This window comes from Nocardioides sp., assembly GCF_035503875.1.
Classification (GTDB): domain Bacteria; phylum Actinomycetota; class Actinomycetes; order Propionibacteriales; family Nocardioidaceae; genus Nocardioides.
The window spans coordinates 362878-375304 of the sequence record NZ_DATJTA010000008.1 but is presented as its reverse complement, the minus strand read 5'-3'; the positions used below and the strand labels follow the sequence as shown (position 1 = coordinate 375304).

Annotated in this window: 13 protein-coding genes; 11 read left to right on the top strand and 2 right to left on the bottom strand. The window is 69.0% G+C overall.

All coding sequences use genetic code 11. From position 1 onward, the window contains the following. The first annotated feature begins 22 nt into the window (after positions 1 to 22). Positions 23 to 1813: a proteasome ATPase gene (gene arc, locus VMF51_RS03465; RefSeq protein ID WP_325472994.1), complete on the top strand. Its 1791-nt coding sequence runs from the start codon at positions 23 to 25 to the stop codon at positions 1811 to 1813. 27 nt (positions 1814 to 1840) lie between these two features. On the opposite strand, the gene VMF51_RS03460 is transcribed toward arc, so the two are convergent. Then, positions 1841 to 2314: a YbaK/EbsC family protein gene (locus VMF51_RS03460; protein ID WP_325472993.1), complete on the bottom strand. Its 474-nt coding sequence runs from the start codon at positions 2312 to 2314 to the stop codon at positions 1841 to 1843. Beyond that, complete coding sequence (locus VMF51_RS03455; protein WP_325472992.1) at positions 2311 to 2808, bottom strand: DUF3592 domain-containing protein; 498 nt, start codon at positions 2806 to 2808, stop codon at positions 2311 to 2313. Before VMF51_RS03455 ends, VMF51_RS03460 begins: the two co-directional genes overlap by 4 nt. Before the next feature lie 61 nt (positions 2809 to 2869). Between VMF51_RS03455 and dop the strand changes: the two genes are divergently transcribed. The 10 genes from dop to tatA all read left to right on the top strand — a co-directional run bounded on the left by dop (position 2870) and on the right by tatA (position 12425). Then, complete coding sequence (dop, locus tag VMF51_RS03450) at positions 2870 to 4378, top strand: depupylase/deamidase Dop (RefSeq protein ID WP_325472991.1); 1509 nt, start codon at positions 2870 to 2872, stop codon at positions 4376 to 4378. Between the two features lie 17 nt (positions 4379 to 4395). After that, positions 4396 to 4593: a ubiquitin-like protein Pup gene (locus VMF51_RS03445; protein ID WP_325472990.1), complete on the top strand. Its 198-nt coding sequence runs from the start codon at positions 4396 to 4398 to the stop codon at positions 4591 to 4593. Next, the gene (gene prcB, locus VMF51_RS03440) at positions 4590 to 5453 is read left to right on the top strand and encodes a proteasome subunit beta (protein WP_325472989.1); all 864 of its coding nucleotides are present in this window, start codon (positions 4590 to 4592) and stop codon (positions 5451 to 5453) included. Before VMF51_RS03445 ends, prcB begins: the two co-directional genes overlap by 4 nt. Before the next feature lie 5 nt (positions 5454 to 5458). Beyond that, complete coding sequence (prcA, locus tag VMF51_RS03435) at positions 5459 to 6190, top strand: proteasome subunit alpha (protein WP_325472988.1); 732 nt, start codon at positions 5459 to 5461, stop codon at positions 6188 to 6190. 359 nt (positions 6191 to 6549) lie between these two features. Then, the gene (locus VMF51_RS03430; RefSeq protein ID WP_325472987.1) at positions 6550 to 7530 is read left to right on the top strand and encodes a hypothetical protein; all 981 of its coding nucleotides are present in this window, start codon (positions 6550 to 6552) and stop codon (positions 7528 to 7530) included. Positions 7531 to 7646: 116 nt separating this feature from the next. Next, positions 7647 to 9008 carry a Pup--protein ligase gene (gene pafA, locus VMF51_RS03425; protein WP_325472986.1) on the top strand — a complete coding sequence of 454 codons (1362 nt, stop codon included), beginning with the start codon at positions 7647 to 7649 and terminating at the stop codon, positions 9006 to 9008. A 183-nt stretch (positions 9009 to 9191) separates the two neighbouring features. Beyond that, a complete protein-coding gene (locus VMF51_RS03420; RefSeq protein WP_325472985.1) occupies positions 9192 to 10139 on the top strand; it encodes an FKBP-type peptidyl-prolyl cis-trans isomerase in 948 nt (315 codons plus the stop codon). A 10-nt stretch (positions 10140 to 10149) separates the two neighbouring features. Continuing rightward, the gene (locus tag VMF51_RS03415; RefSeq protein WP_325472984.1) at positions 10150 to 11124 is read left to right on the top strand and encodes a helix-turn-helix transcriptional regulator; all 975 of its coding nucleotides are present in this window, start codon (positions 10150 to 10152) and stop codon (positions 11122 to 11124) included. Beyond that, on the top strand, positions 11121 to 12104 hold the full coding sequence (locus VMF51_RS03410; protein ID WP_325472983.1) for a WYL domain-containing protein: 984 nt from the start codon (positions 11121 to 11123) through the stop codon (positions 12102 to 12104). Before VMF51_RS03415 ends, VMF51_RS03410 begins: the two co-directional genes overlap by 4 nt. Positions 12105 to 12149: 45 nt before the next feature. Then, positions 12150 to 12425 carry a twin-arginine translocase TatA/TatE family subunit gene (tatA, locus tag VMF51_RS03405; protein WP_325472982.1) on the top strand — a complete coding sequence of 92 codons (276 nt, stop codon included), beginning with the start codon at positions 12150 to 12152 and terminating at the stop codon, positions 12423 to 12425. Positions 12426 to 12427: the final 2 nt, after the last annotated feature.

The following is a 12427-nucleotide window of genomic DNA, read 5'->3' as shown; positions in this document are numbered from 1 at the left end:
CTCTCGGGAGGGGGTGAGGGGCATGGCCTCTCGCGACGACAGCGCGCGCGCCGGACGATATGACGACGAGGTCAAGGTCCTTACCACGCAGATCTCCTTCCTCGAGGAGGAGATCGCCGCTCTGCGCCGCAGGCTTGCGGATTCGCCACGGCAGACGAGGCTGCTCGAAGAGCGGCTGCGTGAGGCCGAGGCGAACCTGGCCAGCAGCACCGGCCAGAACGAGCGGCTCGCGGGGACCCTGCGCGAGGCGCGCGACCAGATCGTGGCGCTCAAGGAGGAAGTCGACCGGCTGGCCCAGCCGCCATCCGGCTTCGGCGTCTTCCTCGAGGCCGCTGAGGACGGCAGCGCGGACGTGTTCACCGGCGGCAGGAAGATGCGGGTGAGCGTGAGCCCGGGGATCGAGGTGAGCGAGCTGCGGCCCGGCCAGGAGGTCGTGCTCAACGAGGCGCTCAACGTCGTCATCGCCCAGGGCTACGAGACGGTCGGCGAGGTCGTCATGCTCAAGGAGATCCTTGAGGGCGGCGACCGGGCGCTGGTGATCTCGCACGCCGACGAGGAGCGCATCGCCCGGCTGGCCGAGCCGCTGCGGAACGCAACGCTGCGCGGCGGCGACTCGCTGCTGCTCGAGCCCCGTTCCGGCTATGTGTACGAGCGCATCCCGAAGGCGGAGGTCGAGGAGCTGATCCTGGAGGAGGTGCCGGACATCTCCTACTCGGAGATCGGTGGCCTCGCTCCCCAGATCGAGCAGATCCGCGACGCGATCGAGCTGCCGTACCTGCACGCCGACCTGTTCAAGGAACACCTGCTCCGGCCGCCCAAGGGGGTCCTGCTGTACGGCCCGCCCGGGTGCGGCAAGACGCTGATCGCGAAGGCGGTGGCGAACTCGCTGGCCAAGCAGGTCGCGGCGAAGACCGGCGCGGACGCGAACGCCGCCGGCCCGAAGAAGCAGGAGGGCAAGAGCTTCTTCCTCAACATCAAGGGCCCCGAGCTGCTGAACAAGTACGTGGGCGAGACCGAGCGGCACATCAGGCTGGTGTTCCAGCGGGCCAGGGAGAAGGCCAGCGAGGGCATGCCGGTCATCGTGTTCTTCGACGAGATGGACTCGATCTTCCGCACCCGGGGCTCCGGCGTATCGAGCGACGTCGAGAACACCATCGTGCCGCAGCTGCTCAGCGAGATCGATGGCGTGGAAGGACTCGAGAACGTCATCGTGATCGGTGCCTCGAACCGCGAGGACATGATCGACCCGGCCATCCTCCGCCCGGGCCGGCTCGACGTGAAGATCAAGATCGAGCGCCCGGACGCCGAGTCCGCGCGTGACATCTTCTCCAAGTACCTCACCACCGGCCTGCCGCTGCACGCGGACGACCTCGCCGAGTTCGGCAACGACCGCGATGCCACCGTGGCGGGGATGATCCAGGCGACCGTGGAGCGGATGTACACCGAGACCGAGGAGAACCGCTTCCTCGAGGTGACCTACGCCAACGGCGACAAGGAGGTCCTGTACTTCAAGGACTTCAACTCGGGCGCGATGATCCAGAACATCGTCGACCGTGCGAAGAAGATGGCCATCAAGGACTTCCTCGACCACGACCAGCGCGGTCTGCGGGTCGCGCACATGCTCCAGGCGTGCGTCGACGAGTTCAAGGAGAACGAGGACCTCCCGAACACCACCAACCCGGACGACTGGGCCCGGATCTCCGGCAAGAAGGGCGAGCGGATCGTCTTCATCCGCACGCTCATCACCGGCAAGCAGGGCACCGAGCCGGGTCGATCGATCGACACGGTCGCGAACACCGGTCAGTACCTCTAGATCGCCGTACGCCGGAGCCCGCCACCTCTAGGTGGCGGGCTCCGTCACGTCCGCGACGGTCGCACCGAGCGCACCGACCAGCTCCGCGGCGTCCAGGCTCAGCGCGACGCCGTGCTCGCCGGCTCCGATCGACACTCGCCCGTCGATCGACGCATCGGCGATCACGGCGAGCGGCGTACGGCTACCGAGCGGCGTGATCGTCCCGCGGACGAAGCCGGTCACGTCGTACGCCGCGTCCGCACTCGGCATGGACAGCCGACTCACGCCCAGCAGTGCCCGCAGCTTCGGCCAGGCGATCTCGCGGTCGCCCGGTACCAGCACGAACCGGTGGTCGCCCTCGGCCACTCGCACGACCATCGTCTTCAGCAGCTGGTGCGGCTCGATTCCGCGCGCGGATGCCGCCTCCTGCAGGGAGCGCACCGGCCCGTGCCGGGTCACCACGTAGTCGAGCCCGAGCGAGTCCGCCGCCGCTGTGGCCCGTGCCGCCCCGTCCTCGCTCATGTGGGGAGCCTAGGGTGCCGTCGTCGCCACCGCCGTCTCGCCCGAGCCACCAGGCCGGCGACCCCGAGGGCGACGACGAGCCCGCCACCGATCCGGAACCACCACACCGCTCCCGACTGACGGTCCTGGCTCTCCAGCCAGGAGTCGGTGTTGTTGTGGACGTCGTAGGGATCGCTCTCGTCGTAGAGCAGCGGCAGGGTCGCGGGAAGCGCTGCGGCGTCGTCCTCGCACTGGTCGTACTCGCGGTGCGTGTACCGGGTTCCGTCGACTCGGTAGGCGTACTCGCCGCACACCACGGGGTACGTCGAGGAGGAGCGCCGCGAGCGTCGCGTTCGCTCCCGCTCGAACGTCTCCACGAGCCGGCCGTCCACCGTGACGCCGCCGGCGCTGCGCAGCTCACGTACCTCAGCGGCGCGCTCGTCGTACCCGATCGAGGCCATGAGCTGCGACGCACCGACCAGCAGCGCACCCGCGACCGTCAGCCTGCCCCACACGAGGGCCGTCCTACCCGGAGGTTCCACCCGCCAACCCGCGTGCGCCCCGTAGTCTCGTCACATGAGCGTCAGGCGGGTCATGGGGACGGAGGTCGAGTACGGCATCACCGTGCCCGGCCAGCCATTGGCGAACCCGATGGTGGCGTCCTCCCAGGTCGTCAACGCGTACGCCTCCGCCACGGTGCGCGCCCGACGCGCCCGCTGGGACTTCGAGGAGGAGTCGCCGCTGCGGGATGCCCGGGGCTTCGACATGGCCCGACAGGTGGCGGACCCGACCCAGCTCACCGACGAGGACCTCGGGCTGGCCAACGTCATCCTCACCAACGGTGCGCGGCTCTACGTCGACCATGCTCACCCCGAGTACTCGACCCCCGAGGTGACGACGCCGCTCGACATCGTCCGCTGGGACAAGGCGGGGGAGCAGGTGATGCTGGACGCCCAACGCCGGGCGGCCCAGATGCCCGGCGGCGCGCCGATCCTGCTGTACAAGAACAACACCGACAACAAGGGCGCGTCGTACGGCGCCCACGAGAACTACCTGATGCGGCGCTCGACGCCGTTCACCGAGATCGTGCGGCACCTGACCCCGTTCTTCGTCTCCCGGCAGGTCGTCACCGGCTCGGGACGGGTGGGGATCGGGCAGGACGGGCGCGGTCACGGCTTCCAGATCAGCCAGCGCGCCGACTACTTCGAGGTCGAGGTCGGACTCGAGACGACGCTGAAGCGCCCGATCATCAACACCCGCGACGAGCCGCACGCCGACCCCGAGAAGTACCGCCGCCTGCACGTCATCATCGGCGACGCCAACCTCTCGGAGATCTCGACGTACCTCAAGGTCGGCACCACGGCTCTCGTGCTGGCGATGATCGAGGACCGCTTCATCTCGGTCGACCTGAGCGTGGACGGGCCGGTGTCGGCCCTGCGCGCGGTCTCCCACGACCCGACGCTGCGCGAGACGATCACGCTCCGCGACGGCCGGACGCTGACCGCCGTACAGCTGCAGCTGGAGTACCTCGACCTCGCGAAGAAGTACGTCGAGGACCGGTACGGCGCCGACGCGGACGCCCAGACCGTCGACGTGCTCGCTCGCTGGGAGTCGGTCCTGGACCGGCTGGAGCGCGACCCGATGTCGCTGTCCCGCGAGCTCGACTGGGTGGCCAAGCTGAAGCTGCTGCAGCAGTACCGCGACCGCGACGGCCTGGACTGGGACGACGCGAAGCTGCAGATGATCGACGTCCAGTACTCCGACATCCGCCCCGAGAAGGGCCTCTACAACCGCCTGGTCGCCAGCGGCCGGATCGAGCGGCTCCTCGAGGACGCCTCCGTGACCGCGGCGATGCACGACCCGCCGACCGACACCCGGGCGTACTTCCGCGGTCGCTGCCTGGAGAAGTACGCCGAGCACGTCGCGGCCGCCTCGTGGGACTCGGTGATCTTCGACCTCCCCGGCCGGGAGTCGCTGCAACGGGTGCCGACCATCGACCCGCTGCGCGGGAGCAAGGCACACGTCGGCGAGTTGCTGGACCGCAGTGAGACGGCCGAGGACTTGTTCACCGCTCTCACCCGCTGAGTGGATAGGGTCGAGGCATGGCACAGGAGCAGAAGCAACCGCGCAAGAGCTCGGAGACCGAGGAGGCCGTGGAGACGGTCCCCGAGACCGATGTTGCCGAGCGCAAGGAGGCGCTCGACAACGACGTCGACGATCTGCTGGACGAGATCGACGACGTCCTCGAGACCAATGCCGAGGACTTCGTGAAGTCGTTCATCCAGAAGGGCGGCCAGTGACGGACTCGCGCCTGCCCGCCGCCTACCTGCGGCCGGGCACCTCGTCCTTCGCCGACTTCGTCTCCGACCAGGCTCCGGACCTGCTCCCGGGTCGCCGTGCGGTGCCCCAGGGCAACGCCGGCGATCTCGCGCCGCACGGCACCACCATCGTCGGTGCGACCTTCGCCGGCGGGGTGGTCCTCGCCGGCGACCGCCGCGCGACTATGGGCAACATCATCGCCCAGCGGGACATCGAGAAGGTCTTCCCGGCCGACGAGCTGTCCGCGGTCGGCATCGCCGGTACGGCGGGCCTCGCGATCGAGATGGTCCGGCTCTTCCAGACCGAGCTCGAGCACTACGAGAAGATCGAGGGCACCACGCTCTCCTTCGACGGCAAGGCCAACCGGCTCGCCGCGCTGATCCGCGGCAACCTCGGCATGGCGATGCAGGGCCTGGCCGTCGTACCCCTCTTCGCCGGCTACGACCTGCAGGCCGGCCGGGGCCGGCTCTTCAGCTACGACGTGACGGGCGGGCGCTACGAGGAGCACGGCTTCCACTCCGTCGGCTCCGGCTCGCTGTTCGCACGCGGTGCGCTGAAGAAGCTCTACCGCGAGGATCTCTCCGAGGCCGACTGCGTGATGGCCGTCGTCCAGGCGCTGTACGACGCCGCGGACGACGACTCGGCGACGGGTGGACCCGACGTCGCGCGCCGGATCTTCCCGGTCATCCAGGTGATCACCGCAGAGGGCGGGCGACGTCTGAGCGATGCCGAGGTGGCCGAGGTCGCCGACCGGATGATCGCGGGCAGGATGTCCGCACCCGACGGCCCGCGCGCCGAGCTCCCCGGTGTCTCGACAAGCTCGACAACCGAAAGGCCCTAGTCCGGATGAGCATGCCGTTCTACGTCTCGCCCGAGCAGCTGATGAAGGACCGGGCCGACTTCGCCCGCAAGGGCATCGCCCGGGGTCGGTCCGTGGTTGCCGTCCAGTACGCCGACGGAATCCTGTTCGCCTCCGAGAACCCCTCGCAGGCGCTGCACAAGGTCTCCGAGATCTACGACCGGATCGCCTTCGCGGCGGTCGGGCGCTACAACGAGTTCGAGAACCTCCGGATCGCGGGCGTCCGGCTCGCCGACATGCGCGGCTACGCCTACGACCGGCGCGACGTCACCGGCCGCGGCCTCGCGAACGCCTACGCGCAGACCCTCGGCACCATCTTCTCCAGCGGCGGCGAGAAGCCGTACGAGGTGGAGATCTTCGTCGGAGAGATCGGCGACACCGCCGCCGAGGACCAGATCTTCCGGCTGACCTACGACGGGCAGGTGGCCGACGTCCATCAGTACGCCGTCATGGGCGGCGCCGCCGAGTCCGTCTCGGCGTACCTCCAGGAGCGGTACGCCGCCGGCGCGACCCTCGAAGGCGCTCTCCGGCTGGCTGTCGCTGCCCTCGGGCACACCGACTCCGAGGACCGGGTGATCCCGGTCGGCGACCTCGAGGTCGCCGTCCTCGACCGCACCCGCGCCAGGCCGCGCAAGTTCGTCCGCCTGATGCCCGCCCGCCTGGAGACCCTTCTCGGCGGACGCGGCCCCGAGGTCGCTTCACCCCCCCGAAGCGGGTGACAACGACCCCGGCACCGCCTCCAGTGCCGTCCGCGCCGATCACCCCGCCGACCCGACCGACCAGGTCAGCGGCCACATCGCCCCCCTGGAGGACCCGCTCACCGGTGAGCCGCCCGTCGCGCCCCCGGATGGTGGATCGGGGCCGAACCAGTAGGTCCGCAGGCTCCACTGCCGCTCCTCGAAAGGTGTGCCGATTTGTCACCAACCGCAGTTCCGTACCCGGATCTGGCGCCGTTGGTGACCAAACGGCGCACCCGGCAACGCCCCGGCAGTTCGGAAGCGGACCCTAGTTCAGACTGTCATCCACAGGCCGAGTCTCGGCGCTTTCGCGAACCGATGATTGCCTCCACGCTGGCGGCGTGACTGCCGGAGCTGACGAGAGCCCAGAGCGGAGCGGCGACATGCCGATCCGGGGTCACGTGCGCAGCAAGAGGTACCGCCGGGTCAGCCATGGTCTGTTCCTCAAGATCGTTACGAACCTCGATGCTGAGGATGAGTTTCGTCGTGACCTCGCGGCGTGGAGCGAAGTGCTCCCCGAGTCGGCCGTCTTCACCCACCTGACGGCTGCCCGTCTCCTCGGCTGGGAGCTTCCGAAGCTTCCCGAGCAGGTACCGGTGTTCGCCGCCGTCGATCGCAACGATCCTCGACCTCGTCGGGAGGGGCTGATCTGCTCCCGGCTCACCCGCAAGCGCTCCGACTTCGTCGCCGGCGGGTACCCGGTCGATGCTCCTGAGGAGATTCTGCTGCGAGCGGCCCGTGACCTGGGAGTCCTCGACCTGGTCATCATGATCGACTCCGCCCGTAGGCAGAACCATCTCGATGACCGCCGGATGCAGGTCCTGCTCCGAAGCGGCCGGCCGGGGGTCAAAGTGCTGGCGTCCGCCTACGGGCTGTCGCACTCGCGGCGGGAGTCTGCCGGCGAGTCCCTTCTAGCGTGCTTCCACGCGGCGATGGAGATCGAGTCTGAGCCTCAGGTCAGCCTGGTGGACGCCGACGGACTCTTCATCGGCCGCGTCGACTTCCTGATCATCGGCACCGACTGGGTGCATGAGTACGACGGCGGCGTGCACCGGGACAAGAGTCAGCACCGCTCGGATCTGCGTCGCGAGCGTGGTTGGTCGGGCACCTCGTACAAGCGCAAGGGCTTCACCTTGGACGACCTGTTGAATCATCCGATCGTGGTCATGCACGAGATCGATCGCGACCTGCGCCGGTCACATCGCAATCTGCGCTTGGACCGTTGGCGAACGCTCGTCCGCGAATCCCTCTACGACGTCGCCGGCCGGGACCGTCTTCTCAACCGGTGGCGCCGCGCGATGGGAGTGGTCCAGTGGTCGTGAGGTGGGCGGTCCCGATCGTGGGTGCCGATTGTGACCAAACGGCACCCAGGCAACCGTCGCAAACCAGGTGTGGCTTCGTCCCCCCGTTCCCACCACCAGCGCCGTAGTCTGCAGTCATGGATCGTCGTATCTTCGGGATCGAGAACGAATACGGCGTCACGTGCACGTTCAAGGGCCAGCGTCGGCTGAGCCCGGACGAGGTCGCGCGATACCTGTTCCGCAAGGTCGTCAGCTGGGGACGCAGCAGCAACGTGTTCCTTCGCAATGGCGCGCGTCTGTACCTCGACGTCGGCAGCCATCCCGAGTACGCAACACCCGAATGTGACGACATCACCGAGCTCGTCACGCACGACAAGGCCGGGGAGCGGGTCCTCGAAGGGCTGCTGCTCGATGCGGAGCAGCGCCTGCACGACGAGGGCATCGCGGGCGAGATCTACCTGTTCAAGAACAACACCGACTCCGCGGGGAACTCCTACGGCTGCCACGAGAACTACCTGGTCAGCCGCGCGGGCGAGTTCAGCCGGCTGGCGGACATCCTGATCCCGTTCCTGGTCACCCGACAGATCGTCGTGGGGGCCGGGAAGATCACCCAGACGCCTCGCGGGGCGTCGTACAGCGTCAGTCAGCGTGCCGAGCACATCTGGGAAGGCGTCTCCAGCGCCACCACCCGGTCGCGCCCGATCATCAACACCCGTGACGAGCCCCATGCGGACGCGGAGAAGTACCGCCGTCTGCACGTCATCGTCGGCGACTCCAACATGAGCGAGACGACCACGATGCTGAAGGTCGCGAGCTGCGACCTGGTGCTCCGGATGATCGAGGAGGGCGTGGTGATGCGCGACCTCACGATGGAGAACCCCATCCGGGCGATCCGCGAGATCTCGCATGACGTGACCGGTCGTCGGAAGATCCGCCTCGCCAACGGTCGTGAGGCCAGCGCACTCGACATCCAGCAGGAGTACTTGACCAAGGCTCGCGATTTCGTCGATCGGCGGGGGATCAGTACGCCGACGATCGAAGCAGCGCTCGACCTGTGGGAACGCGGCCTCAAAGCGGTGGAGTCCGACGATCTTGGCCTGGTCGACACGGAGATCGACTGGGTCATCAAGTGGAAGCTGATCGACGCCTACCGTGCCAAGCACGGACTTCCGCTGGGGCACGCCCGGATCGCACAGCTCGACCTCGCCTACCACGACATCCACCGCGACCGGGGTCTCTACTACCTGCTCGAGAAGCGTGGTCGGGTCGCCAGGGTCACCACCGACCTGAAGATCTTCGAGGCCAAGTCGGTGCCTCCCCAGACCACCCGTGCACGGCTGCGCGGGGAGTTCATCCGCAAGGCCCAGGAGCGTCGCCGGGACTTCACCGTCGACTGGGTACACCTGAAGCTCAACGACCAGGCACAGCGGACGGTGCTGTGCAAGGACCCGTTCCGGGCGTACGACGAGCGCGTGCAGCGGTTGATCGACGGAATGTGAGTCGCTCGGGTCCGCTGAGGGCTGCCGTTTGGTCACCAACGGCAGAATCGAGCGCGAACTTGTGCCGTTGGTGACCAAACGGCACAAACTTGCGACCCACCTGGGGACGCTCTGAGCAACTTCTCAGGCAAGCCGGTTAGGGTTTGGCCCGCAACGTCACGCCCCCGCCCGAAGGTTGAACTCGTGCCCTCTCGCCTGCACCGGCCCCTGGCCGCCCTGCTCCCTGTGCTGTTCCTCGGTCTCGCCGCGTGTGGTGGTGACGACGGGGTGAAGCCCACTGACATCGACGGACCGCAGGGTTTCGAGGCGGTCGAGATCGCGGGTGAGCAGGGCTCCGCGCCCGAGGTCACCTGGAAGGGCCAGATGGAGGCCGGCGACCTCGAGGTCAAGACGATCGTCGAGGGGGATGGCGAGCCGGTCGCGAAGGGCGAGACGGTCACCACCAACCTGTGGGTCGGCAACGGCTTCAGCAAGACCGAGGCTTACTCGACGTACGGCGCCGAGGGTGGTGGCGCGCAGCCGATCGCCGTCGACGAGGAGGAGCTCGCGCCGATCTTCGTCAAGGCCCTCGAGGGGCAGACCAAGGGGTCGCGAGTCGCGGTCGTCGGCTCCGCCGAGGAGGCGTTCGGCGAGAACGGTCAGCCGGCACTCGGCATCGGCGACGGCGACACCGTGTTGCTGATCGCGGACCTGATGGCCGACCCGAAGCCGGTGAAGCCGCAGCGGGTCCCTGCCTCGCAGATGCCGAAGGTCGTCGAGCGCGACGGCGTCGTCAAGCGCCTCAGCTTCGCCGGCGTGAAGAAGCCCGCCGCCGACGGCGAGCTGCTGCGCAGCGTGGTCAAGCGCGGCACCGGCGCGGTCGTGACCGAGGACATGACGGTCACCGCCAACTACCTGGGTCAGGTGTACGACGCCAAGCGGCCCTTCGACGAGAGCTACTCCAAGGAGCCCGTGCCGTTCTCCCTGCAGGAGGTCGTGAAGGGCTGGACCTACGGTCTCTCCGGGGTGAAGGTCGGCAGCCGCGTGCTGCTCCAGATCCCGCCGGACCTCGGGTACGGCGAGCAGGACCAGGAGAAGATCCCGGCGAACAGCACGCTCTACTTCGTCGTCGACATCGTCTCCGCCGAGTGAGCATGGCTTCGTGAGGGTCCGCAAGAGTGAGCGCCTGCTCAACCTGCTGATCATGCTGCTCGTCCAGCGCCACTTCGTGGCGAAGGACCGGATCCGCTCGATCCTGTACCCCGGCTCGACCGACGAGGCGTTCGAGAAGATGTTCGAGCGCGACAAGGAGGAGCTCCGCAGCCTGGGTGTGCCGATCGAGGTCGGCCACATGGACGCGTACTTCGACGACGAGCCGGGCTACCGGATCCGCGCCGACGAGTTCGCGCTGCCGGAGATCGGGCTGCTCGCCGACGAGGCCGCGGTCATCGGCCTCGCCACCCGGGTCTGGCAGCACGCCAAGCTCGCCGAGGCGACCACGGAGGCGGTCCGCAAGCTGACCGCCCTCGGCGTCGACGTCGACACCTCCGCCCTCGACATCGTCGAGCCCCGCCTCAGCGCCGACGAGCCGTCCTTCGACGTGTTCTGGGAAGCCACCCAGGAGCGCGTCCCGGTCGAGTTCGAGTACGCCCGCCCTGGCCAGGACACCGGCACCACCCGCCACCTGCAGCCCTGGGGCGTGGCCCGGTACGCCGGGCGCTGGTACGTCGTCGGCTACGACACCGATCGCGGCGACGAGCGCGTCTTCCGTCTCTCCCGGGTGCAGGGCGAGGCGCGCCGCGCCGGCGAGCCCGGCTCGTACGACGTACCTCCCGGCACCGACGTGCGGGAGGTGGCCCGCCGGCTCGCTCCGGCGCCGACGCTGGAGCGGGCGACGCTGCTGGTCCGCTCCGGTGCCGGGCTCACGCTGCGACGTGGTGCCGACAGCGTGGAGCCCGGTGTCCGAGGACCCGACGAGCGGACCGGCTGGGACCGGGTCATCGTGACCCGCGGCCGACTCGGCCTGGCCGACGAGATCCTCGGCTACGGCGCCGACGTGTACGTCGAGGGTCCGGCCGAGCTGCGCGAGACGGTCGTCGGCCGGCTGCGCGCGGCGGTCGAGCCGGTGGCGTCGTGAACGCCTCGCAGGGGGCCAAGGACCAGGTCGGCCGGCTGCTGACCCTGGTCCCGTACCTCAACGTCCGCGGCCCGGTGCCCCTCCAGGAGGCGGCCCGGGACCTCGGCGTCACGCCCCGGCAGCTGCTCTCGGACCTGAAGGTCCTGCTCATGTGCGGCCTCCCCGGTGGCTATCCCGACGACCTGATCGACGTCGACCTCGACGCGCTCCAGGACCCCGACGGCGACGGTGTGATCCGGGTGTCCAACGCCGACTACCTCGCCCGTCCGATGCGGCTCACGCCGACCGAGGCGAGTGCCGTGATCGTGGCCCTGCGGGCGCTGCGCAACGGCGCCGGCGCGGAGACCCGCGAGATCGTCGACCGGGCGCTGGCGAAGCTGGAGGCGGCGGCAGCGGAGGGCAGCGACGTACCCCGCATCGATCCCGGGCAGGACGCCGCCGACACCGACCAGGCACTCCTGGCCACCCGTCTCCAGGAGGCGGCCGACCGGCGCCGACAGGTGCTGCTGACCTACTACGTCCCCTCGCGCGACGAGGAGTCCGAGCGGCGGGTCGACCCGCGGGGCGTGGTGACGGCCAACGGGTTCTCGTACCTCGACGCCTGGTGCCACAGCGCCGAGGCGCCGCGGCTGTTCCGGCTCGACCGGATCAGTCGGGCGGAGGTCCTCGACGACCCGATCCGCACCGAGCCCGAAGCCCCTCGCGACCTCGCCGACGGACTGTTCGCCAGGTCCGAGGAGACCACCCGGGTGACCCTGCGGCTGGCCCCGCAGGCCCGGTGGGTGGTCGAGTACTACCCGGTCGAGGACGTCCGGACGCTGGTGGACGGCAGCACCGAGGTCGACCTCCTGGTGGCCGACCGGCGCTGGCTGGACCGGCTCCTGCTCAGGTTGGCGCCGTACGCGTCGATCGTCCGACCGGCAGAGTTCACCGACTCGTTCACAGCGGCGGCACAGGCCGCGCTGCGGCTCTACTCATGACCCGGCGTACGATGGTCATGACTCCCAATCGTCTGTGAGGACACCATGACCACCCCCTTCGTCGCCGGACTCGGACCGACCGAGCTGCTGATCATCCTGGCCGTCCTCGTGCTCCTCTTCGGCGCGACCAAGCTGCCCGAGCTCGCCCGGGGCAGTGGTCGCGCGCTGCGCATCTTCAAGGCCGAGACCAAGGGCCTGCTCGACGACGAGGACGACGACACGTCGTCCAAGAAGACGCCCGAGCAGCGCTCGATCGAGGCCCACCAGGTCGACCTCGACGCTGAGACCGAGCGTCAGCGGCGCGGCGACACCACGACCTGACG